This window comes from Sphingobacterium sp. NPDC055346 (assembly GCF_053645235.1).
In genome coordinates, this window is sequence record NZ_JBSHMI010000001.1 from 521,386 (window position 1) to 545,155 (window position 23,770).

Consider the following 23,770-nt stretch of genomic DNA (forward strand, 5'->3'; position numbering starts at 1 on the left):
CCCTTGATCGCACAGAAATAAAAGAAACCCGACCAGCTATCCCAAATGCTGACATAAGTCTTACGTTCATAAGGATATTTGAACCAGGATGGAAGGGATGGGAGGATAAACCAAGATCTGGGTGGAACCAGGATGGAGGGGATAGGAGGATGGACCAAGATTATTATCCCGTTAGAAAGCTGTCACCCTTTCCAGGGGTTCCCAATATATACAAACAACCATCCTTCTGCAGGAAGTCCTTTAGCAACCGGCTCATTTCCTTGGCGGAAAAATGGATAGAATGCCGTTGACTTGCGCGATGGGATTGGCCTTGGAATGCTTTCAATAGATCATTCCATTAAAAGGGATGATCTATTGAAAGATATTCCCGACAACTAGGCATTCTATCCATGTGTGGGAGCCCGTGCGAAAAGCCACCTTAAATGGGCCGAAGCGTTACGGATTCGAGTTGTTTTTGGTATCCGTGAGCTCCTTCGTCGGTTTTGGTTACTTTTGGGCTTCAAAAGTAACGAAGAATCTAAATTTTGTTTTTTTCCGATTACCCTTCCGCAGGAAGTCCTTTAGCCTCCGGCTCATTTCCTTGGCGGAAAAATGGAAAGAATGCCATTGACCTGCGCGATGGGATTGGGATTCACCCCCTCTCTCCACACAAAAAATCCCCAGCCAAAGGCTGAGGATCCCTCAAATAAAAATATCTTAACTCCTATTGATGTCTTCCTTCCAAATTCTTGGCAATGGTTTCTAGGCTCAGGCCTTTCTCCTTTAACAGAACAATAAGATGGAACATCAGATCAGAAGTCTCATTGATAAAATCCTTTTCTGTTTCCGTAAGGGCTGCAATAACCGTTTCAACGGCTTCCTCGCCCACCTTTTGAGCAATCTTATTGATACCTCTTGAACGCAGGCGGTTCACATAGGATTCATCACTTGGAAAATCAATTCGATGCTGAACAATGCGCTCCAACTGCAATAGAAAGTTCTGATTAAATTCCGTATTAAAGCAACTTCGGCTTCCTGTATGACAGGTAGGACCAACAGGGTCAGCTTTAATTAAAATGGTATCTTGGTCACAATCGACATGAGTACTAACAACATGAAGAAAGTTTCCGCTTTCTTCACCTTTTGTCCATAGTCTATTTTTGCTCCTTGAAAAGAAAGTAACTTTTTTCTCTTCTTGGGTTTTGTTCCAAGCCTCTTCGTTCATATAGCCAAGCATCAGAACTTCTAAAGTCTGATTGTCTTGGATAATTACTGGAACAAGTCCGTCACCTTTGTTAAAATCAATACTCATGTTTTATGTATTATCGCCTAACGGAAATTCCATTGGCGTGCAATGTTTCTTTTAATTCAGGGATTAAAATCTCCCCATAGTGGAATACAGAAGCTGCAAGAGCGGCATCTACATTGGACTGTTGGAAAACATCCACAAAATGCTGCTGATTCCCTGCTCCACCGGATGCTATCAAGGGAATATGGATGGAATCATTGATCTTTTTCAGCAATCCATTATCAAATCCATTCTTGGTTCCATCATGATCCATGGAAGTCAACAGGATTTCTCCGGCACCTCTATTTTCTGCTTCCTTGATCCAATCTTCCGTTTCAATATCGGTAAGGTCTCGACCACCACGCAGGTGAACAAAATTCTTTCCGTTTACCAATCGGGTATCAACCGCTAAAACCACGAATTGAACACCAAAAGCTTTCGCAAACTGATCTAAGAGTTCAGGATTACGGACCGCAGCTGAATTGATAGAGATTTTATCTGCACCAGCATTCAACAAGATATCCGCATCTGAAAGTTCATTGATCCCACCTCCGATGGTAAATGGAATATTGATCTGACTGGCTACAGCCTTTACCAAATCCACCGTAGTTTTTCGGCGTTCATGGGTAGCTGTGATATCCAGGAATACCAGTTCATCTGCTCCTTGCTGCGAATATTGCCAAGCTAATTCAACGGGATCCCCAGCATCTCTAAGGTCAACAAAATTAACCCCTTTTACCGTCCTGCCATCCTTAACATCCAAACAAGGAATAATGCGCTTTGCTAGCATTTTAAAGACTGATTAATGCTTTTAAGTTCCAAGCTTTGATCTCTTCAATGCTGATCCTATTTTCATAGATTGCCTTTCCAACAACCACAGATTCCATTTTACCTAAATTGTTCAGTTCTTCAATATCAGCCATGGAACTGATACCGCCTGAACCGATCAATTTGATAATTGGCGAATGATCCAATAATTTCTTGTATAATTCAACGCCTGCGCCACCTAATTTTCCATCTTTACTGATGTCGGTACACAAGAATCGATAAAAACCTAATGCCAAGCATTTATCAATGTATTCGATTAATTTGATCGGAGAACTCTCCAACCAACCGGAATATTTGATGACTTCATCCAATACATCGATCGCAATCACAATGTGATCTGCATATTTTGTTCTACCTTCATTTAGCTTGCTCAATTCCTCTAAAAAGGTAGGGTTGGTAATAGCTTGTGTGCCTACGATAACGCGATATACACCTGCATCAACCAATTCCTTTACTTTTTCAATGCTACGGACACCTCCACCATATTGGACCTTCATTTCGGTTCTCCGAATGATATCAAACAGGTATTCCTGATTGCTAAAATCTCCCTTTGCACCATTGAGATCAATGATATGAACGATTTCAGTACCATTAGCATGGTATTTCTCTATCTGTTCTTCCAAAGTAATGGAGTAAGTCGTAACATCTTCATAGTTACCCTCTCTCAAACGGACAACCTGTTTGTCCAATACATCAATTGCAGGTATAATATACATAGTCTAAAAATTCATTTATAATTCATTAAAATTCAGCAATAACTGCTCCCCAACTTTTCCTGATTTCTCCGGATGAAATTGTACTGCCCAGAAATTATCCTTTGCTATTGCTGCCGAAAATGGCAATCCGTACTCACAAGTAGCTATGCCGTAGGTTAATTCATGTTCAATGTAATAAGAATGAACGAAATAAAAATAGGAATTATTAGGAATTTCCTTAAAAAGTGGACAGTTCTCTTCAAAATTAATACTGTTCCAACCCATATGAGGTACCTTCTCTTTAACCCTATTCTCAAAGTGTAACGTCTTCAGGGGAATGATCCCTAAAAGGTCTGCTTGCCCTTCCTCTGAATAATCCGTCATCAGCTGCATTCCCACACAGATCCCCAACACCGGCTTTTTTAAGGTCTTGATGGTATCGGACAGCCCAGATTCCAGCAGTTTTTGCATGGCCGCCCCAGCATGTCCTACACCTGGAATAATAATCCTTTCATACTGCTCAAAATCCTCAGGATGGTTAATCATCCCATAAGAAATGTTCAGTCGTTTTAAGGCTGCAGTGATGGAAAATATATTCCCAGCTCCATAGTTTACTATCCCAATCATAATTCCTTTATATATAACCCCTTAAATCCCATTTCGTTTTTAAAGAAGACCTTTTGTACTTGGAAGTTGCATATTATCAACATCTCTTCGTACCGCTTTTTTGATGGTTTTCGCAAAAGCCTTGAAGATGGCCTCTATTTTATGGTGCTCATTGTCGCCAGTCGCCTGAATGTTCAGATTCGATTTTGACGCATCTGAAAAGGACTTGAAGAAATGGAAAAACATCTCGGTTGGCATATCTCCAATTTTCTCGCGTTTGAATTCTGCATCCCAAACAATCCAATTCCTTCCTCCAAAATCGATAGCTACTTGTGCTAAGCAATCATCCATTGGAAGAGTATAGGCATAACGTTCAATTCCGCGCTTATTCCCCAACACGTCCAAAAAGATTTCACCCAAGGCAATTCCTGTATCTTCGATGGTATGGTGCTCATCGATATGTAAATCACCTTTAGCTTTGATCGTTAGATCCAATGCACCATGACGCGCTAATTGATCCAACATATGATCGAAAAATGGAAGGCCCGTTTCAATATCGGATTTCCCACTTCCGTCCAAGTTCAATTTAATATAGATATCCGTTTCATTGGTTTTACGATGGTGCTCACCGGTACGGCTTCCCAATTTCAAGAACTCATAGATAGCTTTCCATTCGCTGGTTTCCAATGCAATGCAATCCTCCGAAATGGCAACATTCTCATGCATGCCCAATTCGTCGTTATTCCTTAACCAAATAGCCTTAGCGGCAAGGTTTTGTGCTAATTTCACATCATTGACGCGGTCTCCGATGACGAAAGAATTCGCCAAGTCGTATTTCGCTTCGTCAAAATATTCCTTTAACATTCCAATTCCTGGCTTACGGGTCTCCGCATTCTCATGTGGAAATGTTTTATCAATATGTTCTTTAACAAAAGTCACTCCTTCACCTGAAAAGGTATCCACAACAAATTGATGGACCGGCCAAAAGTTCTCTTCAGGGTGCGAGGAAGTTCCCAAACCATCCTGATTACTTACCAACACCAACTCAAAATCAAGTTCTTTTGCAATTTTAGGCAAGTACTGCAAAGCCCCTGGATAAAACTTCAACTTTGCAAAGGAATCAATCTGCTCATCCTCAGGCTCTAAAATTAAAGTTCCATCTCTATCGATAAACAGTATTCTTTTTAATTGATCTGCCATGCTTACTTATTTATAAAATTGTTGGATCTCTTCTAATAATTTTTCGTTTTCAAGCTTTGTTCCGATGGTAATGCGCAGACAACCTTCACATAAGGCTATTTTGGATCGGTCGCGAACGATAATGCCACGTCCCACCAAGTGCCCATATAATTCTTTTGGTCGCTCCAGCTTTACCAAGATAAAGTTGGCATCTGAAGGTGTAATATGCTCAACCTGTTGAAAAGCCTCCAATTTCTTGGACAGTTCTTCCCTTTCGGCAACAGTCGTCTTAATCCATTCGTTGACTACCTCAACATTCTCTAAAGCTTCCAATACTAAGTCTTGAGTAGCTTGGTTGATATTGTAAGGCGGTTTGATCTTGTTGAAAACCTCAATGATTTCCTTACTTGCAAATGCTAAGCCTAAGCGTAAAGCGGCCAAGCCCCAGGCCTTTGAAAGGGTCTGCAAGATGACCAGATTAGGAAACTCAGGCAAAGAATGGGTAAAGGACTTCTGCTTTGAATAATTGATATAGGCCTCGTCCACGACTACTAAACCAGAGAAGTTCACTAAAAGTGTTTCTATATCCAATGGATCGATGCTGTTTCCGGTAGGATTGTTTGGCGAGCACACAAAGATCATCTTGGTATGCATATCGATTGCTTCAGCAATCCCGTCAAGGTCAAGCTGAAAATCCTTGGTCAAATTGACTTTCCGTGTTTCAACATCATTGATATTGGCGGAAACCTCATACATCCCATAGGTTGGAGGGACCAAGATCACATTATCTATTTTAGGGGTACAGAATGCTCGGTATAAAATATCAATGGCCTCATCAGAACCGTTGCCCAAGAAAATATTTTCCGCAGGCACACCCTTGATCTTGGATAGCTTACCCTTAAGTTGATGTTGAAGGGGATCCGGATAACGGTTGTAATCATGTGGAAGTGGAGAGCCAAAAGAGTTCTCATTGGCATCTAAAAAAACAGATGCTTCTCCCTTAAATTCATCTCGCGCCGAAGAATAGGGCACAAGGTTCTTGATGTTATCTCGAAGAAGTGCGGTTAAGTTGAATGACATTGTAGTAGTCTAAATTTTTTCGAGCTGTAAATATGGCCAAAAATAAACAAAATCACTAAACTAAAAACCATTTCCCTTCCACTGACAGTTCGGTATTTGGAAAAACCTGCTGCGCTTCCTCCAATAATGGCTGCAAAGTCCTGTATCTCGCTGAATAATGGCCAAGTAAAAGCTTCTTTACATGTGCTTCCTTTGCAATTTCTGCTGCTTCCAAGGAAGTAGTATGGAAGGTCTCTTTGGCACGGTCTACCATTTCATGCAAAAAGGTGCTCTCATGGTACAATAGATCAGCTCCTTCTATTGAACGCAGGTAAATCGGATGCCTTACGGTATCCGAGCAATAGGCATAGCTCCTAGATTCTGGAGGCGGCAAGGTCAATTCACTTGCGGCATAGACCTTTCCCTGTGGATCGACATAATCGATCCCTTTTTTCAGCGCTGCAAAATATACTTTGGGTATCTTTAACTCCTCCACTTTATCCGCCCGTAAGGCTGCTGCCCGTTTGCCTTCATCAAATCGAAATCCCGTGCAGGATATTCGGTGGATCAATGGAAAGGATCTGACCGTCAACATCCTCGACTCAAATATTACCTCCTCCTGATCCGGATTGGTCTGATGGAAGATGATATTATAACGGATTACCGTTTCAGAATATTTAAAATGTAACTCTAGGATTTCCTGCAACGGGGCAGGACCGTAGATATGGAGATCAGCCTTCCTACCAACCAGGTGCATGGACGATACCAGGCCAACAAGACCTAGGTAATGATCACCATGCAGATGGCTAATAAAGATGTGATCGATGCGATTGCTCTTGATCCCATACTTGGAGAGTTGCATCTGGGTGCCCTCTCCACAGTCAATCAAGAACAATTGCTCATTATAATTTACTACTTGAGATGTAGGATGACGCTCGAACATGGGTGTCGCCGAACTGTTTCCTAATATTAATACCTCAAATCGTAACATATTACTCTTGCTCTTCTTTTAAATCTAATCGGATTTCATTCCCAAAGATCAGGTCCTTGGCTTTCTCAATGTTCTTGGTAATGATCAGATATTTATCCAATCCCAAAGATTTGATGTAAGTCAAGATCTCCTCATTTAGATTTGTCAAGATAAATAGCCCCCCTAGTGATTTACATAGACGACGAGCCAATAGACCTGTGCGAATCCCTGTCTCATCAGTGGATTTCACATTGTTCATGTCCAATACAATATTGCGTTGCCCACCTGTATTGCGCAACATAAACTCGCCTTTTAAACTTGCGGCAGTTTCTCCGTCCAACCTCTCTTGAAGAGGCTCTATTACAACATATCGATCGTATTTGTCTACCGTAAATTTCATCTGTCTATAAATAATTAGTTGTGTTTATCCTTAAATCAGTTCTTCCAAGGCTTTCGCTACATTCTTTTCTACCCGCTCCAGGACATGGCCTTCTTCCGGATAATGAAACTTCTCCCCTGTAATGTGTTCGTAAAGCTCAATATAGCGCTCAGAAATGGATTTAACAATTTCTTCGGTCATTTCAGGTACTTTTTGTCCTTCTTTTCCTTGGAATCCATTTTCGATCAACCATTGCCTCACAAATTCTTTCGAGAGCTGTTTCTGCGGTTCCGCCTTTTCCTGACGCTCCTCATAGCCTTCTGCATAAAAATAACGGGAAGAATCGGGAGTATGGATTTCGTCGATCAAATAGATCTGTCCATCTTTCTTCCCAAACTCATATTTGGTATCCACCAAGATCAAGCCTCGTTCGGCAGCAATCTCAGTTCCCCGCTGATATAAAGCATGGGCATACTTCTCCAATTGCGAATAATCCTCTTCTGATACAATGCCTCTAGCAATAATATCCGCTCTGGAAATATCCTCATCATGGCCCACATCTGCTTTTGTCGATGGGGTAATGATTGGAGTAGGTAATTTATCGTTCTCTTTTAATCCTTCAGGAAGCTCAACCCCACACAGCACCCTTCCACCATCGCGGTAGGTTCTCCAAAGATGTCCTGAAACATATCCACGGATCACCATTTCAACCTTGAAAGGTTCACATTTCTTTCCTATTGTAACATTTGGGTCTGGAACGGATGCCACCCAATTTGGAAGGATATCAGCTGTGGCAGACAGAAATTTGGATGCAATTTGGTTCAAAACCTGACCTTTAAAAGGAATAGGCTTTGGCAATACCACATCAAAAGCAGAAATTCGGTCTGAAGCCACCATCACCAGGTAGTCCGACCCGATGCTGTACACATCTCTTACTTTTCCTCTATAAAATGCTGTCTGTCCCTTGAAGTTAAAATTTGTTTCTTTTATTGTATTATTCATTGTGTGTGCGTCTGAAACGCGTTAATTTAATCTTAAATGTCACCGTAAGCTTCCAAGATACGTTTCACCAATTTATGGCGAACGACATCCGAACCGCTCAGGTAAATCATATCTATCCCTTCGATCCCATCCAAAATCTTCACGGCATTGACTAATCCCGATTGCGTTTTTTTAGGTAAATCCACCTGAGTCATGTCCCCTGTCACGATAAATTTGGCAGTTGGCCCCATCCGCGTCAAGAACATCTTGAGCTGCATATCTGTGGCATTCTGTGCCTCATCTAGGATAACAAAGCAATTGTCCAAGGTCCTTCCGCGCATAAATGCCAATGGAGCTACTTCAATGGTTCTGTTCTCCAGATATCCTTTCAATTTTTCCGCTGGAATCATATCATCCAATGCATCATAAAGCGGACGTAGATATGGATCAACCTTCTCTTTTAGATCGCCTGGCAAGAAACCTAGGTTTTCACCCGCTTCCACCGCTGGCCTGGTCAGGATAATACGTTTGATTTCTTTATTCCTTAAAGCTCGTACCGCAAGGGCAACTGCTGTATAGGTTTTTCCGGTACCTGCTGGACCAATGGCAAAAAGAATGTCATTCTTATTGATACTGTCCACCATACGCCTTTGATTAGGCGTCCGAGCACGTACTACGATACCATTGGGACCATATACGATAGGCTCACCTTTAAATGCGGCAACCTTTTGCTCGCCATCTTCCTTCTCTGCAATAACTGGCTTTACATTCGACACCGAACCCAACAAACTTTCCAATTCCAACAAGGAAAGAGTCTGAAATTGGTTGATATGAGCTAGAATATCATCAAATACCTGTTGAAACCTTGTCCGCTCCCCTTCTTCACCTAAAACCTTCAAGGTACTCCCTCTTGCTACCAGACGTAACTTCGGAAAAGCTTTCTTTATAAACTCAAAATTTTCATTCTGAGCCCCCCATAATGTCACCAAATTGACGACATCTAAATTGATTTCTAATTCGCTCAAATTGTTTCCTAATTAATTTCCTGAATATTTCACGTCCTGTCCGATTGGCGTGCAAATAAAGATATCAAAAAAACGAAAATATTATGCGCTTTTCACACTTTCTTGAATCAAAAATACAAACTAATTGAGCAGAATTAAAAGCAATTGCAAGTATTAATTCATAATAGATTTAGCAATCTATTTACTTTTTCTATTTTTGTAATTCGCTTAACAAAATATCAATATAATTTTTTTAGCTTCAGGCTTGCTGAACACTATGGGAGTAATTACGTTAACCACCGATTTAGGTCATCGCGATTTTTATCAAGCTGCACTCAAAGGCAGTATCATTTCGCAGTTGCCGAATGTTAGGCTCGTTGACATTTCTCACGATATCCCTTCTTTCAGTATTCAACATGCGGCATTCGTTATCAACAACGCTTATCCGTACTTCCCAAAGAATACCGTACACTTAATCGGTATCGACACCGTCTTCCAAGAAGACTCGCGTTACCTCGCCATGGCCTACAAAGGTCAGTTCTTTGTCGGTGCAGACAACGGTATCTTCAGTATCATCATCGGTGAAGACAAACCAACTGAAATGGTCGAGATCAATATCATGCAGGATCTACGCTATCTGCATTTCCCGCTTGCTGATATCCTGACCAAAGCTGCCTGTCACATCGCAGATGGCGGTAAACTCCAAGATATTGGCCTCCCTATCGACAATGCGGTACAGAAAGTCACATTTCAACCCATCTACAACCAGAACAGCATCAAGGGCCATGTCACTTTCATCGACTCCTTTGGTAATGTCATCAGTAATATCAGCAAGGACCTCTTCAACCAAGTCCAACAGGGCCGAGATTTTATCCTACGCTTCAAGCGAAACGAAACGATCAGCAACCTGTCTTGGCACTACAATGAGGTTGCCGAAGGCGAGAAGCTATGCTTATTCGGAATCAGCAACTTCTTGGAAATAGCCATAAACAAAGGCCATGCAAGCCAGTTGTTAGGACTATACCAAGATGAAACCATACTTGTTGAGTTCCTGGAAAAGAAATAGACCCTCAAATGGAGTCTGGTCGACAAAATGTTCCACGTTTTTTTCTGTTCGCAATCGACTAACCGATAAATTGTTAAGTGTTAATTTCACATGTAAGAAATACTGAAATTTATCCATATCTCATTCGGGACTCATTCGAGACACATTCCGAATTTTCCGAACGCAAACCGGGTTTTCTCGAATATGCCTCGAATAAGGTCTAAATAAAACTCGAATAAATAGCCCCTTCGAAAGCACAAAAAACAAAGGGTAGCAAATCACTTTGCCACCCTTCCCATGTTATGGTTATTAGGATTATTTTTTTATCGTGAATGCGTTTTAGAATCCAAATCCTACCTTTAAGGAGAACCTGTGGGCATCCATTTTCTTGGTTTCTGCATACTCATCAATTGGATAAGCTTGGATGTAATTCACATAGGGTTCAAAAATAGGAGGCTTTTGCTGGGTATATTTAGCTTTTATAGCTTGGTACTGGTAGCCTAAAGTGAATGATATAAAACCAGTCCCTTCGGACAGTTTCAATTTGACGCCCAATTCTGGGGCTATCCGTATTCCACCTGAGATATCGCCCTTTTGACGAGGTTCATTTTCCCAAATAAAGCCGTAACCAGCATCTAATCCAGAAATTAACCTTGCCTTACCGGGATCCAAAAAGGTGTATCGTGCTCCCAAGGAAATCGGGACAGAGGAAAAAGTATGGATGGCATCAACAGCATATTTTTCGAAACCTGCAGTCCCTCCGATAGCTAAATCAGGATTCAATAGGTATCCATTAAAGGTTTGGGCGGTAATGCCGGCTTCATGGAATGTCATATCATAGGCCATGACCCCAAATTCGGTATGGTTCATGTATTTTTTCTCTTGGGCTCTTAATACTTGGATACTGATCAGTCCTAAAATGAGGACCAAAAACAATTTGAAACACTGCTTCATAAAGAATTATTTTTTCAGGTTAATGGAAATACAGCTCAATTGTTTCAAATTGGCTTTGTTAGTATAATCATATTGGCAGATACCCTCAGGCCCCAAGACTATCAAGGATTTTGGTCCTGCAATGACATCAAAGCTTTTCAGGTTTTCCAAGTTCTGCATGATGTTCTTATCAATGGCCGTGACATCGGTAACCTTGAAGCTTTTCAAACCGGACTCACCTTCACATACATAGAGATGCTCACCGGTCAGGGCCAATCCATGAGGGCTTTTCAGGTTATAGCTCTTCACCAGTTGCGGTGCACTCAGGTCACGGATATTGACAACTTGCAAGGCATTGACGTTTCCATTACATATCGTACCGGTTCGTAAAGTCACAAAAGCAAAATCATCGTTGACAACGACAGGGTCACAGGCAAAGGCATGGGAATAATTAGCAAGCTCCTTAGGGCTGGTCGGATTAGTGATATCTAGGATATGCATACCATTATTTGCACCGACAAACAGAGATTTCTTGTAGGGAAACAAGGTTTCGATTCCAAAACCAAGGCTCACTTCATTGATCAATTTTGGTGCGCGGGCATTTTGAAGGTCGAAGTTTTTCACTTTATCCTGAAAAATGGCAAATAGGAAGTTTTCGGCAATGGCAAACCTAGCCAAAGAACCTGCTTGTCCAACCGTGTTTCCACTGGTGCCACTCCCATTTGAACCGGAATAATTATTACCTATACTTTCATAGTCCAAATAGCGTTGGCCATCAGGTTTATATTCGCGATGATCAGCGAAACTCACCAACGAGTCCCGGTAAGCCACGGGCACAGGGTCATCATCCCTTAAAACATTAACCGGTTTGTTGTCCACTATATATTTGACAGCAAACACATCCTTTTGTCGATTAACCAAGACGGGCTTGCTGATATCAGAGATATCAAAGGTCAACAGATCGACAATATTATCGACATAGAGCAAGTTATTTTGTACCCCAAGATCAAAATTCCCAAGGATCGGCAGAAAACCCAGGGCTTTGGGAGTTGCAGGATTGCTATTATCATAAATATGAATACCTTTATTCGGTTCATTGACCAATAGATAATCCTTATACAGATAAATTTTTCCTGTTGAAGTCATTGGTTGGGGTTGAGTGATACTAATATTGCTTGCCCTGATTTCTCGCAAAGTTTTATAGATGGGAATCTTGGCAATATAGGTCCCCTCGGAGTCAATTTTGTCACAGCCCCAAAAAAGAGAAAATAGCAGGACTGGCAAAATCAGCAAAAAGCATCTTTTAACAGTTAGTGTTGTGGATTTCATAAGTTTATACAATTGGATTATATTTATGATATACGATAACAGAACTCAAAGTGCGACAGCAGGTTAATGTTTTTTCACAATAATGAGATTTTATTGAGTGTCGGCAACATATAGACCTAGAAACAGCATCAAAACAAAAAAAGGCAGTAAAATTGCTGTTAACGAAGCCATGATTAAAAAAAATAAAGCAAGGATCATCCATACAAACATGAAAAAACACAACTTCCTGCTACTGATTGCCCTCTTTTTTGTTCAATTGTTGCACGCTCAAGATAGTACGGCAGTCAAGGCAGACTCCATAACATTTGAGGCACAACGGGAACGAGTGAATCAATTATTGAACGATAGGAGTCGTCGATTTGGGGAATATGACCAGTCATTGGAGAAGAAAACTGGGGTTTTCGGACTGTTCAAGACCAAGAAGGACATGCAGAAATCCATCGATATCCTGAGACAGGTGGTATTGAACGACAATAACATCTTTTTGGAAACCCGAAAATTATTAGATTTAAAGGATGCGCAAAGTGAACGTTATCAACGGTTGGCCAGTGAATATGACATGCAGGTTTCTGCATACATGAAAACCATCACAAAACTGCAGAATGAAAATGACAAACTACGGGAAGAGCTGAAATCCATGGAAAGTACGGATACGGGCAACGGGGTGCTGATTTATTTGGCGGTTATCGTCATCATAGCTTTAATAATCCTTCTGATTTATCAGTACAATAGGCATAAACCCAAAAAATTGACGGAATAGTGATAAGAAGACCTATTTATATTGGTACTTTTGCTCAAAAAGAGAAAGAAATTAGTACATGGCCAGACCGAGATTGAACAGTGGAGACACCCATTCGGGGGATTTACCCAAACCGAAGCTGAACAAAGAAATTTTCCAGAAAGCACTACGGATATTTTCCTACATCAAGCCTTTTAAGTGGAAATTTGTGATTGGAATGGTTTTTTTAATCCTTTCCAGCTTAACCATGCTGACGTTTCCGGCGCTATTGGGAGCAATGATAGATGCCGCACAGGGAAGTGTGAAATACGAGTGGCTACCGGCTAGCGTGATGTACATTGGTGGATTGTCATTGATCATCTTATCCTTTCAATCCGTAATTTCTTTTTTTCGGATCCGCTTGTTTGTGGAGATTGCCGAAAAAGCATTAGCCAATATCCGCAAGGACACCTACCATCGATTGATTACCTTACCGATTGATTTTTTTGCTAATCGCAGGGTTGGTGAACTGAACAGTCGCCTATCATCCGACCTTTCCCAGATCCAGGACACCATGACCACGACCTTGGCAGAAATGCTCAGGCAGACCATCAGTCTATGTTTTGGGGTAGCTCTATTGATATGGGTTTCGCCAAAGTTGGCATTGATGAACCTATGTATCCTACCCTTGATCATTATCGTGGCGATTATTTTCGGGAGATTCATCCGGAACCTTTCTAGGGAAGCACAAGATAAACTCGCAGAATCCAATTCTGTTGTACAAGAAACATTATTGGGCATCAGCAATGTCAAGGCTTTTGTAAACGAGTTCTTTGAATCAAAGCGTTATGCAGAAAAGCTGAACCAATCGGTGGCATTAGCTGTAAAAGGCGCAACTTACCGCGGTATTTTTGCTTCATTTATAATATTTGCCATCTTCGGGGCAGTCATTATCGTTATCTGGTACGGTGCATCCTTAGTTTCCATCCATGAAATTTCGGTAGGAGATTTAACGACGTATATATTATATTCCATGTTTGTTGCTGGTTCAATGGGTAGTTTCCCAGAACTTTATGCCACCTTACAACGCTCTTTAGGGGCAAGTGAACGTGTGTTGGAAATCTTGAACGAGCCTAAGGAAGATATACAGGTCAGCGAAGAAGATAAAGAGATCAAGGTGGAGTTGCATGGTGACATCCAATTTGATCACGTGACCTTTGCCTATCCAACCCGACCGGACCTGACCATATTAAAAGATCTCTCATTCCATGTTGCTGCGGGTAAAAAACTGGCAATTGTCGGCCCTAGTGGAACTGGAAAATCGACCATTGCATCCTTGATCCTACAATTTTATCAGCCTAGCAGTGGTACCTTAAAATATGATGGTATTCCAGCAGATCAGCTGGCCCTGACCGATATCAGGAACCAAGTTGCCATTGTCCCACAGGATGTACTCTTGTTTGGAGGTACCATCCGTGAGAACATCAGCTACGGAAACCTGAATGCTGAAGCGGAGGATATCATTACCGCTGCAAAACGAGCAAACGCGCACCAATTTATCATGGACTTCCCTGAGGGCTATGATACCGTTGTAGGTGAACGCGGCGTAAAATTATCCGGAGGGCAAAGACAAAGAATTGCCATTGCCCGTGCCCTATTGAAGGATCCAGCCATCTTAATCTTAGATGAGGCTACCTCTTCCCTAGATTCAGAATCAGAAAGGATGGTCCAGCAAGCATTGGTAGAACTGATGAAGAACAGGACATCCATAATTATAGCACACCGACTGTCCACTATTCGAGACGCTGACAAGATTATTGTTGTCGAAGATGGCATCATTTCAGATATGGGAACCCACCAGGAATTAATGGAAAAAGGCAGCGGATTATACCATCATCTCTATACATTACAGTCCCTTCACGTAGTTGAAAGTTAATTTTTGTTAATTTAGGGAAGCAAAAAACATTTTGGCTTATACCTTGTTTATCATTAACAGAACATATTAGACTAAATAGGATAAAAAAATAGAATCATGGAAAAAAATAGAAATGGATTAGTGGCATTTGCCTTACTAGGATTAGCAGTAGGAACTGCAGCATATTACTTATTAGGAACTGAAGATGGAAAGAAACAATTAGATCGTGCTAATGATGGTATCAAGAGCTTAACAAAATCGATCAAGGATCTTTCTAAAAAAGAAGCGAAGAGAGCTCAAAAATTAGCTAAAACTGCTAAGGAAGATTTAGAGAACTTAAAAGACCGTGCTAAGAATGCTGGCCGTGATGCTTTGGACAAAGCTTCCTCAAAAGCAAACGAATGGGCTGGAAAGGCATCTGATGCTGCCCATAATTTAGCAAACAGAGCTGAAGATGCAGCTGATAAAGCAAAATCAGAAATTAAAAACGCTTAATTTCTAGCGCAATCATACAATGCTCAACAGATTGATTTGTATCTTTGTGCTACATGAATCTGTTCGAACAAGTAAAAACATTAATATATAAAGATGTTGTATTAGAATGGCGGTCGAAATATGCCATTAACAGCATCCTACTTTATGTGGTATCCACAGTATTTGTATGTTATCAATCATTCAAATCTGTGGATACTATTGTTTGGAACACCTTGTTCTGGATAATTCTCTTATTTGCGGCGATCAATGCGATGAGCCGCAGTTTCATCCAGGAAACGGGCAGTCGCCATCTCTATTATTATTCGATCGTTGGCCCGAAGGCGATTATCCTCGCCAAGATCATTTACAATTCCCTGGTCATGATACTGATGACCGCCATTGCATTCATCGTATATAACCTGATCTTTAAAACAGAGATTGGGAATCTCCCAGTCTATCTACTAAGCATCTTATTAGGGAGCATATCCTTTGCCACCGTATTTACGATGATTGCGGGGATCAGTGCAAAAGCAGGCAATAACAGCACGATCATGGCGATATTGAGTTTCCCGGTTATCATTCCCTTACTGATCATATTGATCAAACTTTCTCGATCGGCATTAATGGGCGGCTTTTTATCGAGCAGTTGGGCTGATATTGCTGTTTTATTGGCAATTAATGTCGTTACAATTGCTATTTCTTTGCTGTTATTTCCTTACCTTTGGCGAGATTGATTTTTGTTCTTATGAAAAAAAGTTGGTGGAAAATTTTAGGGGTTGTCATGGTCGCTAGTACCATAATTGCAGGACTCCTTGGCCCCGTTCCCGTATTATCTATTTTAAATGAAACCATTCGTAATGTATATTTCCACGTTCCAATGTGGTTTACGATGATGATTCTTTATTTGATATCCCTGATCTATAGCATTAAGTATCTGAACACGGGCAAGCGTGAATACGATTTCATGGCTGTTGAGGCCGTAAATACCGGTATTTTATTCTGTGCCTGTGGATTGATGACAGGAATGTTGTGGGCAAATATTACTTGGGGAGCACCCTGGACGAATGACCCACAGTTGAATGGAGCAGCCATTGCCACTTTGATGTACTTAGCCTACTTGGTACTTCGCAATGCCATGGAAGAAGAACAGAAACGTGCTAAGATCTCTGCGATCTACAATATTTTTGCATTTCCGATCATGATCGTATTGATCTATATCCTACCAAAGATGAATGATTCACTGCATCCGGGAAGCGGGGGCAACTCTACTTTCGGGGATTTGGATATGGACAATTACATGCGTCCCGTATTTTATACAGCGGTAATTGGTTGGATTTTGATTGGTTGTTGGATAGCGACCCTACGTTATCGCGTTCGTATAATTGAAGATAAAAGAAATAGTTTTTAATATGAGAAATTTCCTATTGTCCCTACTGGCATTAATGATCAGTTTTTCGTCGAATGCCCAAGAAAAGGTTCAGATGGCTGATGGTCTTCGTGCTGAAGGAAAAATCTATGTGGTTGTGGCAGTGATGCTGGTAATCTTTTTATCAGTTGCCATTTACTTATTTAGCATAGACAAAAGAGTCAAAAAACTAGAAAAAGATAAATAAGGGAATACCATTCTATGCTGATCAACCAACATCGAACACTTTCGGGTCTGAACGTATTTCTCGTTATTCTTGTTGGTACCGTATTATGCCTAGGTGTGTTCTACCATCTGCCTGAGAAACTGACTCCAGTTTTATTTGAACCGGGATTGGACCGCTTAGCTGGAATCCGTTTAGGATCCAACTTTTCACCTTCCGGCAATGTATTGATCACCTTGATCCTGACCTTGCTACAGGCATTTTCCTTAAATCGGGTAGTAAACCATTTCAACCTATTGGGAAAACCTAGCTTCCTGACGTCATTGATGTTCATGACCCTGGTAAGTCTATTCATCCCATTCTTGGTTCTATCGCCTACCCTAATCTGTAATTTCATTACCATTTGGATGCTCCAAAAGCTGTTCAATATCTACAAGCACGTGGATATTAAAGGGATCATGTTTGATCTTGGTCTTTTGGTGGCATTGGGAAGTTTAATCTATTTCCCGTTCATCGTGATGCTGTTGTTGATTTGGTCAAGCTTAGTCATATTCCGCCCTTTTTACTGGCGGGAATGGATCACACCATTATTAGGGGTGATAACGGTTTATTTCCTATTGGCGGTAGCTTACTTCTGGTTGGAAAGAATGGATGAGTTCTATCAGATATTCCTTCCCTTTACCTATGCATTTCCGACGAAACTGAACATGGATATGCATGATTATTTTGTCCTGATCCCTATTGTCATTTCGTTGGGAGGGTTTTTATTTATCCTGAAGGACAACTTTTTCAAGAGTGTTGTACAGATCAGAAAAAGCTTCCAGTTATTGTTTATCATGTTGTTATTGATCTTTGGTTCCTTTTATTTGAACCAGGAAAGATCGATCAATCACTTTTTGCTTTGTGTACCCCCTCTATCCATTTACCTGGCCTATTTTTTCACGCATGCCAAGGTGAAATGGTTTTACGAAACGCTATATCTAGTCATATTATCCACAATTATCTATTTTCAATTTTTCTAAACTACTGTCCAATAGGTGTTTAACCTTTTTTAACAAACAAAAAGCTTGTGATATTTAAAAAATAGATAGTTTTGTAGCAAAAATTCGGATAATACAGCCATCATAAAAGATTTAGGCGCATTGATTTGAACAGAAGATATTTTGCAAGAATAATGCAGCGATAAATCCACTTAAAAATGTCAGAACAGTTGAAACTATTTTACTCTAATACGTCCTTACTTATTTTATTAGGAATAAGTTCAATTTTACTCTCGAGTACACGCTCCTATGGGCAATCCTCTACCTCACATTCGCCATATTCCCAATTTGGATTGGGACAAATGCGCGAAGATCTACTTCCTCAGACCCGAGGAATGGGTGGGATTTCTGCTGGAGTAAGATTTCAGGGCGGTTTACCGGTTTTAAATATTTCAAACCCTGCATCCTATTCAGGATTCAACCGGACCATTTTGGATGCCGGTCTATATGGCAACGTCACTCAATTGCAGAAGAACAGCTTGACTGACCATACTGCAGACTTTGCATTCAGTCATTTTGCCTTCGGCTTCTCATTGAACAAGAACAATGGACCAAAATTAGGTGGTATTTCGTTCGGATTGATGCCTTATTCAGATGTGGGTTATAGCATCTCCGCAAAAAGAGATATCAGCAATACTCCTTATTTGACCAAATTGGTTGGAGAGGGAGGCCTTAACAAGGCTTATGTTGGTTATGGGGTGTCTCCATTCAAAAACTTCAGCATTGGTGGTAATATTGGATTCCTATTTGGTAACTTATATGACAAATCAATCATTGAGTTTCCTTCCAACTACGACTACTACAATACTTCGAAAACAGACACCAGAAGGGTTACAGGTATTGTATATGATTATGGTGCGCAATATTTCATCCCATTGGGAAACAGAAAGAACTTAACCATTGGATATTCCGGATCCCTGGATAATTCTGTGAAGAGTAAGGTTTCTACGATCGTAACCCGTACGATGACCGGAACAGGAAACATAACGGAACAGGTTCCAATTGACACATCCTATTCAGATGTATTATCCAATCGCAAAATCAACTTACCTTTAAGACATAATGTAGGTTTTACGTTCAGCAAAGGTGTGAACTGGACAGTAGGTGCTGATTTCAAATATGCAGATTGGTCGAAGTACCAAGTTCGTCAGGGAGAAGATGCCTTAGGAAAGAACATTGGTTTTGCTGTCGGTGGACAGATCAAACCGGATCCTACATCTTTGAACTATCTAAAAGTAATCGATTACCGTTTAGGTTTCAGATATAACAAAACACACATGACCGTGAACCAGCAACGTATCAATGATATGGCGGTTACGGTGGGATTAGGATTACCATTACCGGAGACCGGTTTTGGAAGGACTTTCTCCAATGTGAACATTTCGGCCGAGTTTGGCCAACAAGGAACGATCAAGAGCAATTTGGTCCGTGAGCGATATATCAATATCAACTTAGGGTTCACCATTAATGATGCTTGGTTTATCAGAAGAAGTTACGATTAACAAATGCGCATTGCAGAAATGAAAATATCAAGAATATTGCCCCTAACAATTGTTTTGCTAGGGGCAATCTTGTCAATTGCCTGTGAAAATGACACCAAGGACATCGATCGCTTGGCAAATATCAAGCAGGAAGAGGCTGTGGATATTTCCAAGGATGTAACGGTGGTATATAGTGATTCGGCGAAGGTAAAAGCTGAATTAAAGGCTCCTGAGATGCGTGTTTATCATGACAGTACCGGAAATTATGAGTTCAAGAAAGGTGTTCTGATTATTTTCTTCGACGACCAAGCCAAAGAGATGCAACGAGTAACCTCCGAATACGCTTTGCAGAAAAGGATTGAAGGACTGACAGAATTCCGGAAAAATGTAGTGATCACCAAGGTGGATGGGACGATAATCAAGACGGAAGAATTGATTTACGACGAGAAGAACAAGAAATACTATGGTAGTCAACCCATTACTGCGGAATACAATGATGGCCGGACCTCTGCACAGGGGACATCCTTCACGGCGGATGCAGATTTCAATGACATTCGATTTATGAACGGTACTGCCATTCATATTCCATCAGCAGACTCCCAGCTTCCTTCGTTTGGGAACTAACAGAAATAGAAGGAATTGGCGAAAAGAAAATTGAAATAGGCTAAATATAAATTTTTACCTTATTTTTTTATAAAAGTTGTATCTTGCGCCTTGTTTTTAAGAAAAACAAATTAATTAAAATATTAGCATAAAATTATAGAATATCGTTATGGGATTAATGACCTCTTTGCGAAACCGTGCGGGCTTAGTCATTTTCGTGATCGGTTTGGCAATTGTTGCATTTTTATTGGGTGATGCCATCAATGTTGGTACCCCATTTTGGCAGAGAAGCCAAAATGAAGTGGGTAGTATCAATGGAGAAGGGATAGATTATCAAAACTTCAATGTACAAGTTGACCAAGCAAGCCAAATGTATCAACAACAAATGGGAGGAGCTTCCTCGCCACAGATGCGCGGATTTGCCGTACAGCAAGTATGGAACCAGTTTTTAACACAGAATTTATTAAATCAAGAAATTGATAAAATCGGTCTTCAGGTAGGTAAGGAAGAATTGAACAGCTTATTGTTCGGTAACAATCCTTCACCACAGATCATTCAAGCTTTCACCAACCCACAGACTGGTCAGTTTGACAAAAACTATCTTTCTGCAGTTATTGAACAAGCGAAAACTAACCCGGAGATGAATGCACAATGGGAAGGTTTATTGCAGAATGTGAGAAACGAACGTTTGAACCAGAAATACACGAACTTGATCAACAACAGCATCTACACCACTTCTTTAGAAGCTGAATATGATTACAATTCACGTAATAAACTTGCAAACTTCAAATATGTCATGTTAGACTATGCATCGGTAAAAGATTCAGAGATCAAATTGACAGATGCAGATTACAAGGAATATTACGATAAAAACAAAAATGCGTTCAAAAATCCAGAAGAGATCCGCACGTTAGAGTATGTTTTGTTTGATGCGAAACCAAATTCTGCTGACTCAGCATTAGTATTAGGTGAGATTCAAAAATTGAAAACAGAATTACAGGCTTCAACAAATGATTCAAGCTTCGTAACGATCAATTCAGAAAATAAATACCCTGTAAGATATTATACAAAAGGTCAATTGAGTCCGGCATTGGATTCAGTAGCTTTCCAAACAGCTGCTGGAACGGTTGTTGGTCCTTTCTTGACACAGAATGTTTACGAAATTGCGAAAGTAATCGCAGTAAAGAACAGTCCAGATTCAGTTAATGCAAGTCATATCTTGATCAATCCAGCTACAGAAGGTGGTGTTGATAAGGCCATGGCTAAAGCAGATTCGATCAAGAACTTGGTTCAAGGTGGAGCGAGCTTCTCAGCACTAGCGGTTGAGTTCAGCGCAGACCCTAACAGCAAAAACAATGCTGGCGAAATCGGCACATTGACTCGCGGTGCATTCCCTGAGCTTGATGAAACCTTATTCGAAGGTAAAACTGGTGATGTGAAAGTGGTATCGACCAATTATGGTGTTCATATCGTCAAAATCAACAGACAGATCGGTAATTCTCAAATTGCGAAACTTGCTATCGTAGACAAGAGCATCAATTCAGGAAAAGAAACTACAGATGCTGCATATTCTAAAGCGAACCAATTCTACACAGCAGCAAACAAAGATAATTTCAATGATATCGCGAAACAACAAAACGTTGAGATCTTGAAAAACGACCGTACTGTTGCTATGGACAATATGTTAGGTGGAGTTGAAGTACCTAGAGAGCTAATCCGTTGGGCTTTTGAGGCTAAAAACGGAGAGGTTAGCGACAAGGTTTATGAAACTACGGATAACTTTATCGTTGCACGGGTAACCAACATTCAACCAAAGGGAATCCAGCCATTGGAATCAGTTAAGACATTAATTGAGCCAGTTGTTAAGAATTTAGTTAAAGCACGCATGTTAAAGGAGAAAATGAACAATGCATTGTCCGGAGCTGGGAACATCGATCAGGTGGCTCAGAAATTAGGCAAGAATGTTCAGACAGTAGACAATGTTGTTTTAGCGAACCCAGTAATTCCGGGCGTAGCTGTTGAGAATGCTGTCGTAGGTACAGTATTTGGTCTTCAGCCAAACAAACCATCTAAGTCTATCGAAGGAAAACAAGGCATCTATGCTGTTCAAGTGGCAGGTTTTGTAAATCCTAAGGCATTAGCTGGCGAGGAATTGACTACACAACAAAAGCAGATCACAGAAGCAAAATCGCAACGCTCATGGGGAACTATCTTGAAAGCCCTACAGGACAATGCGAAGATTGTTGACAATCGTATTAAATTCTATTAACATAGAATTGATTAAATTTGTAGCTGGATGACGAATGTTATCCAGCTTTTTTTATTTTTATAGAAATGGACATTCAAGAAAACATAATAAACAAGGTCGCTCAGAGCGGGTTGATAACGATTGATTTGGCAGAGCATGCTCCAAAAGCCGCTATTGAAATTTATGATATCAAGGATAATTTATTCCATGGTCTGATCCTTAAGGAAAAAGACTTCAGGGAATTCATTAAAACCCATGACTGGACCCAATACAAGGACAAACATATCGGGATAATCTGTTCTGCAGATGCGATTGTGCCTACCTGGGCCTATATGCTCCTATCTACCAAATTAGCTGATCAAGCCTTATCGATCCATTTTGGGGATGAGGACTATGTGCGCAAGATCTTATTTGACCATGCCCTTTCTACCCTGGACTATAGCCAGTACCAGGACCAACGCATCGTAGTAAAAGGTTGTGGAGATATTCCGGTACCTGAATCAGCCTTTGTTACATTTACAACACAATTAAGCAAGGTTGCCAAAAGCGTCATGTACGGAGAACCTTGTTCCACTGTCCCTGTATTCAAGCGAAAATCTTAAACTTTCCAATATAATTGCTGTCAAACCCGTATGAAAAGATTTATTTCATTAATTGTATTCAGTGTTTTTTTGATGACCACGGTCATTGGACAAACGCTACCCTATTTAAAAGAACCTACTTTCAAGCCCGGCGAAATATTAAAATATAAGCTTAGATATGGTTTTATTTCGGCAGCAACTGGAACACTTTCAGTTCAGGAGTCAAAATATAGTTTTGGGATCAACGATGCTATCCATTTGTCGGCCTTTGGGCAGACCTCTGGAGCATTTTCCAAATTTTACACGGTCAAGAACCAGTATGATTCCTATATAGATCAGTCCAACTTCCTTCCTATTCTCTATACCGAGAATATCAGGGAGAACAACTATCGTAGGGTAGAATATGCGACATTTGATCATAAGACCAAGAAGGTAAAGGGTAAAAAAGGTACTTTCACCAGTCCGACCCAGCAGACTTTTGATTTGGTATCTGCATATTATTTTTCCAGGAACCTAGATTTTTCAGGCTTAAAGTCTGGCGATAAATTTAAGATCACTTACTTTTTGAACGATGAGGTTGCACAGCTTGGTGTTGAGTATATTGGGGTTGAAAAGGTAAAGTCGGTATTGGGAGAACTTGAATGTATCAAGCTTAGTCCAGAAATATCTCCAGGAAGAATCTTTAAAAAGAGCAGTCGTTTGTATCTTTGGGTTACCAATGATGGCAATCGTATACCTGTGAAGGCTCAAGTGGAAATCTTGATTGGATCAGTGACTATGGATTTAGTGAGTGCAGATGGTCTAAAGTATCCATTGGGCAAGAGGGTAAGTTATTCAAAATAGAAA

The 23,770-nt window shown here is 40.6% G+C and carries 25 protein-coding genes; 13 read left to right on the forward strand and 12 right to left on the reverse strand.

The features are described 5' to 3' along the window. Positions 1 to 703 precede the first annotated feature (703 nt). The 10 genes from hisIE to ACWICE_RS02210 are packed head-to-tail and all read right to left on the reverse strand — an operon-like array spanning position 704 to position 8,989. Positions 704 to 1,291, reverse strand: a complete 588-nt coding sequence (gene hisIE / locus ACWICE_RS02165) for a bifunctional phosphoribosyl-AMP cyclohydrolase/phosphoribosyl-ATP diphosphatase HisIE (protein ID WP_313261014.1) — start codon at positions 1,289 to 1,291, stop codon at positions 704 to 706. A 10-nt stretch (positions 1,292 to 1,301) separates the two neighbouring features. Next, positions 1,302 to 2,057 (reverse strand): imidazole glycerol phosphate synthase subunit HisF, encoded by a 756-nt coding sequence (hisF, locus tag ACWICE_RS02170; RefSeq protein WP_254526561.1) that lies wholly within the window; start codon positions 2,055 to 2,057, stop codon positions 1,302 to 1,304. Between the two features lies 1 nt (position 2,058). Continuing rightward, the gene (locus tag ACWICE_RS02175) at positions 2,059 to 2,811 is read right to left on the reverse strand and encodes a 1-(5-phosphoribosyl)-5-[(5-phosphoribosylamino)methylideneamino]imidazole-4-carboxamide isomerase (RefSeq protein ID WP_185211341.1); all 753 of its coding nucleotides are present in this window, start codon (positions 2,809 to 2,811) and stop codon (positions 2,059 to 2,061) included. 15 nt (positions 2,812 to 2,826) lie between these two features. Next, complete coding sequence (gene hisH / locus ACWICE_RS02180; RefSeq protein ID WP_254526562.1) at positions 2,827 to 3,417, reverse strand: imidazole glycerol phosphate synthase subunit HisH; 591 nt, start codon at positions 3,415 to 3,417, stop codon at positions 2,827 to 2,829. A 39-nt stretch (positions 3,418 to 3,456) separates the two neighbouring features. Next, positions 3,457 to 4,596, reverse strand: a complete 1,140-nt coding sequence (gene hisB / locus ACWICE_RS02185; protein ID WP_254526563.1) for a bifunctional histidinol-phosphatase/imidazoleglycerol-phosphate dehydratase HisB — start codon at positions 4,594 to 4,596, stop codon at positions 3,457 to 3,459. 6 nt (positions 4,597 to 4,602) lie between these two features. Further along, a complete protein-coding gene (gene hisC / locus ACWICE_RS02190; RefSeq protein ID WP_454297540.1) occupies positions 4,603 to 5,655 on the reverse strand; it encodes a histidinol-phosphate transaminase in 1,053 nt (350 codons plus the stop codon). 55 nt (positions 5,656 to 5,710) lie between these two features. Then, complete coding sequence (locus ACWICE_RS02195) at positions 5,711 to 6,625, reverse strand: ribonuclease Z (RefSeq protein ID WP_185211345.1); 915 nt, start codon at positions 6,623 to 6,625, stop codon at positions 5,711 to 5,713. 1 nt (position 6,626) lies between these two features. Then, on the reverse strand, positions 6,627 to 7,004 hold the full coding sequence (locus tag ACWICE_RS02200; protein ID WP_093100638.1) for an STAS domain-containing protein: 378 nt from the start codon (positions 7,002 to 7,004) through the stop codon (positions 6,627 to 6,629). A 30-nt stretch (positions 7,005 to 7,034) separates the two neighbouring features. After that, positions 7,035 to 7,985: a phosphoribosylaminoimidazolesuccinocarboxamide synthase gene (locus ACWICE_RS02205; protein WP_254526566.1), complete on the reverse strand. Its 951-nt coding sequence runs from the start codon at positions 7,983 to 7,985 to the stop codon at positions 7,035 to 7,037. Between the two features lie 32 nt (positions 7,986 to 8,017). Next, entirely contained in the window at positions 8,018 to 8,989 is a 972-nt protein-coding gene (locus ACWICE_RS02210) for a PhoH family protein (RefSeq protein WP_185211347.1), read from the reverse strand. A 256-nt stretch (positions 8,990 to 9,245) separates the two neighbouring features. Between ACWICE_RS02210 and ACWICE_RS02215 the strand changes: the two genes are divergently transcribed. Beyond that, positions 9,246 to 10,034: an SAM hydrolase/SAM-dependent halogenase family protein gene (locus ACWICE_RS02215; RefSeq protein WP_185211348.1), complete on the forward strand. Its 789-nt coding sequence runs from the start codon at positions 9,246 to 9,248 to the stop codon at positions 10,032 to 10,034. Between the two features lie 318 nt (positions 10,035 to 10,352). Here the strand turns inward: ACWICE_RS02215 and ACWICE_RS02220 are convergent, their stop codons facing one another. Both ACWICE_RS02220 and ACWICE_RS02225 read right to left on the reverse strand, forming a co-directional pair. After that, positions 10,353 to 10,967 (reverse strand): hypothetical protein, encoded by a 615-nt coding sequence (locus ACWICE_RS02220; RefSeq protein ID WP_313261021.1) that lies wholly within the window; start codon positions 10,965 to 10,967, stop codon positions 10,353 to 10,355. Between the two features lie 6 nt (positions 10,968 to 10,973). Then, positions 10,974 to 12,092: an LVIVD repeat-containing protein gene (locus ACWICE_RS02225; protein ID WP_454297541.1), complete on the reverse strand. Its 1,119-nt coding sequence runs from the start codon at positions 12,090 to 12,092 to the stop codon at positions 10,974 to 10,976. A 391-nt stretch (positions 12,093 to 12,483) separates the two neighbouring features. On the opposite strand from ACWICE_RS02225, the gene ACWICE_RS02230 reads away from it, so the two are divergent. From ACWICE_RS02230 to ACWICE_RS02285, 12 genes are all read left to right on the forward strand, one after another. Beyond that, positions 12,484 to 13,035, forward strand: coding sequence for a hypothetical protein (locus ACWICE_RS02230; protein ID WP_454297542.1), 552 nt, complete (start codon positions 12,484 to 12,486; stop codon positions 13,033 to 13,035). A gap of 58 nt (positions 13,036 to 13,093) precedes the next feature. Beyond that, positions 13,094 to 14,929: an ABC transporter ATP-binding protein gene (locus ACWICE_RS02235; RefSeq protein WP_454297543.1), complete on the forward strand. Its 1,836-nt coding sequence runs from the start codon at positions 13,094 to 13,096 to the stop codon at positions 14,927 to 14,929. Positions 14,930 to 15,025: 96 nt separating this feature from the next. Continuing rightward, the gene (locus ACWICE_RS02240; protein WP_185211353.1) at positions 15,026 to 15,403 is read left to right on the forward strand and encodes a YtxH domain-containing protein; all 378 of its coding nucleotides are present in this window, start codon (positions 15,026 to 15,028) and stop codon (positions 15,401 to 15,403) included. Positions 15,404 to 15,456: 53 nt separating this feature from the next. Beyond that, positions 15,457 to 16,116, forward strand: coding sequence for a heme exporter protein CcmB (locus ACWICE_RS02245; RefSeq protein ID WP_454297544.1), 660 nt, complete (start codon positions 15,457 to 15,459; stop codon positions 16,114 to 16,116). 11 nt (positions 16,117 to 16,127) lie between these two features. Beyond that, on the forward strand, positions 16,128 to 16,790 hold the full coding sequence (ccsA, locus tag ACWICE_RS02250) for a cytochrome c biogenesis protein (protein ID WP_185211355.1): 663 nt from the start codon (positions 16,128 to 16,130) through the stop codon (positions 16,788 to 16,790). Position 16,791: 1 nt separating this feature from the next. Next, positions 16,792 to 16,995, forward strand: a complete 204-nt coding sequence (locus ACWICE_RS02255; protein WP_254526570.1) for a CcmD family protein — start codon at positions 16,792 to 16,794, stop codon at positions 16,993 to 16,995. A gap of 14 nt (positions 16,996 to 17,009) precedes the next feature. Further along, positions 17,010 to 17,993 (forward strand): DUF6427 family protein, encoded by a 984-nt coding sequence (locus ACWICE_RS02260; RefSeq protein WP_185211357.1) that lies wholly within the window; start codon positions 17,010 to 17,012, stop codon positions 17,991 to 17,993. Positions 17,994 to 18,313: 320 nt separating this feature from the next. Continuing rightward, complete coding sequence (locus ACWICE_RS02265; protein WP_185211358.1) at positions 18,314 to 19,513, forward strand: hypothetical protein; 1,200 nt, start codon at positions 18,314 to 18,316, stop codon at positions 19,511 to 19,513. 18 nt (positions 19,514 to 19,531) lie between these two features. Continuing rightward, on the forward strand, positions 19,532 to 20,116 hold the full coding sequence (gene lptC / locus ACWICE_RS02270; RefSeq protein ID WP_236736560.1) for an LPS export ABC transporter periplasmic protein LptC: 585 nt from the start codon (positions 19,532 to 19,534) through the stop codon (positions 20,114 to 20,116). Between the two features lie 148 nt (positions 20,117 to 20,264). Beyond that, on the forward strand, positions 20,265 to 22,364 hold the full coding sequence (locus ACWICE_RS02275) for a peptidylprolyl isomerase (RefSeq protein ID WP_185211360.1): 2,100 nt from the start codon (positions 20,265 to 20,267) through the stop codon (positions 22,362 to 22,364). 65 nt (positions 22,365 to 22,429) lie between these two features. Further along, entirely contained in the window at positions 22,430 to 22,945 is a 516-nt protein-coding gene (locus ACWICE_RS02280; RefSeq protein WP_185211361.1) for a DUF2480 family protein, read from the forward strand. A 30-nt stretch (positions 22,946 to 22,975) separates the two neighbouring features. Further along, positions 22,976 to 23,767, forward strand: coding sequence for a DUF3108 domain-containing protein (locus ACWICE_RS02285; RefSeq protein WP_185211362.1), 792 nt, complete (start codon positions 22,976 to 22,978; stop codon positions 23,765 to 23,767). The last annotated feature ends 3 nt before the right edge of the window (positions 23,768 to 23,770 follow it).

Coding starts and splice junctions, on each gene's coding strand:
- hisIE (WP_313261014.1), bottom strand. CDS start 1,291: ATGAGTATTGATTTTAACAAAGGTGACGGACTTGTTCCAGTAATTATC.
- hisF (WP_254526561.1), bottom strand. CDS start 2,057: ATGCTAGCAAAGCGCATTATTCCTTGTTTGGATGTTAAGGATGGCAGG.
- ACWICE_RS02175 (WP_185211341.1), bottom strand. CDS start 2,811: ATGTATATTATACCTGCAATTGATGTATTGGACAAACAGGTTGTCCGT.
- hisH (WP_254526562.1), bottom strand. CDS start 3,417: ATGATTGGGATAGTAAACTATGGAGCTGGGAATATATTTTCCATCACT.
- hisB (WP_254526563.1), bottom strand. CDS start 4,596: ATGGCAGATCAATTAAAAAGAATACTGTTTATCGATAGAGATGGAACT.
- hisC (WP_454297540.1), bottom strand. CDS start 5,655: ATGTCATTCAACTTAACCGCACTTCTTCGAGATAACATCAAGAACCTT.
- ACWICE_RS02195 (WP_185211345.1), bottom strand. CDS start 6,625: ATGTTACGATTTGAGGTATTAATATTAGGAAACAGTTCGGCGACACCC.
- ACWICE_RS02200 (WP_093100638.1), bottom strand. CDS start 7,004: ATGAAATTTACGGTAGACAAATACGATCGATATGTTGTAATAGAGCCT.
- ACWICE_RS02205 (WP_254526566.1), bottom strand. CDS start 7,985: ATGAATAATACAATAAAAGAAACAAATTTTAACTTCAAGGGACAGACA.
- ACWICE_RS02215 (WP_185211348.1), top strand. CDS start 9,246: ATGGGAGTAATTACGTTAACCACCGATTTAGGTCATCGCGATTTTTAT.
- ACWICE_RS02220 (WP_313261021.1), bottom strand. CDS start 10,967: ATGAAGCAGTGTTTCAAATTGTTTTTGGTCCTCATTTTAGGACTGATC.
- ACWICE_RS02225 (WP_454297541.1), bottom strand. CDS start 12,092: ATGACTTCAACAGGAAAAATTTATCTGTATAAGGATTATCTATTGGTC.
- ACWICE_RS02230 (WP_454297542.1), top strand. CDS start 12,484: ATGAAAAAACACAACTTCCTGCTACTGATTGCCCTCTTTTTTGTTCAA.
- ACWICE_RS02235 (WP_454297543.1), top strand. CDS start 13,094: ATGGCCAGACCGAGATTGAACAGTGGAGACACCCATTCGGGGGATTTA.
- ACWICE_RS02240 (WP_185211353.1), top strand. CDS start 15,026: ATGGAAAAAAATAGAAATGGATTAGTGGCATTTGCCTTACTAGGATTA.
- ACWICE_RS02245 (WP_454297544.1), top strand. CDS start 15,457: ATGAATCTGTTCGAACAAGTAAAAACATTAATATATAAAGATGTTGTA.
- ccsA (WP_185211355.1), top strand. CDS start 16,128: ATGAAAAAAAGTTGGTGGAAAATTTTAGGGGTTGTCATGGTCGCTAGT.
- ACWICE_RS02255 (WP_254526570.1), top strand. CDS start 16,792: ATGAGAAATTTCCTATTGTCCCTACTGGCATTAATGATCAGTTTTTCG.
- ACWICE_RS02260 (WP_185211357.1), top strand. CDS start 17,010: ATGCTGATCAACCAACATCGAACACTTTCGGGTCTGAACGTATTTCTC.
- ACWICE_RS02265 (WP_185211358.1), top strand. CDS start 18,314: ATGCGCGAAGATCTACTTCCTCAGACCCGAGGAATGGGTGGGATTTCT.
- lptC (WP_236736560.1), top strand. CDS start 19,532: ATGAAAATATCAAGAATATTGCCCCTAACAATTGTTTTGCTAGGGGCA.
- ACWICE_RS02275 (WP_185211360.1), top strand. CDS start 20,265: ATGGGATTAATGACCTCTTTGCGAAACCGTGCGGGCTTAGTCATTTTC.
- ACWICE_RS02280 (WP_185211361.1), top strand. CDS start 22,430: ATGGACATTCAAGAAAACATAATAAACAAGGTCGCTCAGAGCGGGTTG.
- ACWICE_RS02285 (WP_185211362.1), top strand. CDS start 22,976: ATGAAAAGATTTATTTCATTAATTGTATTCAGTGTTTTTTTGATGACC.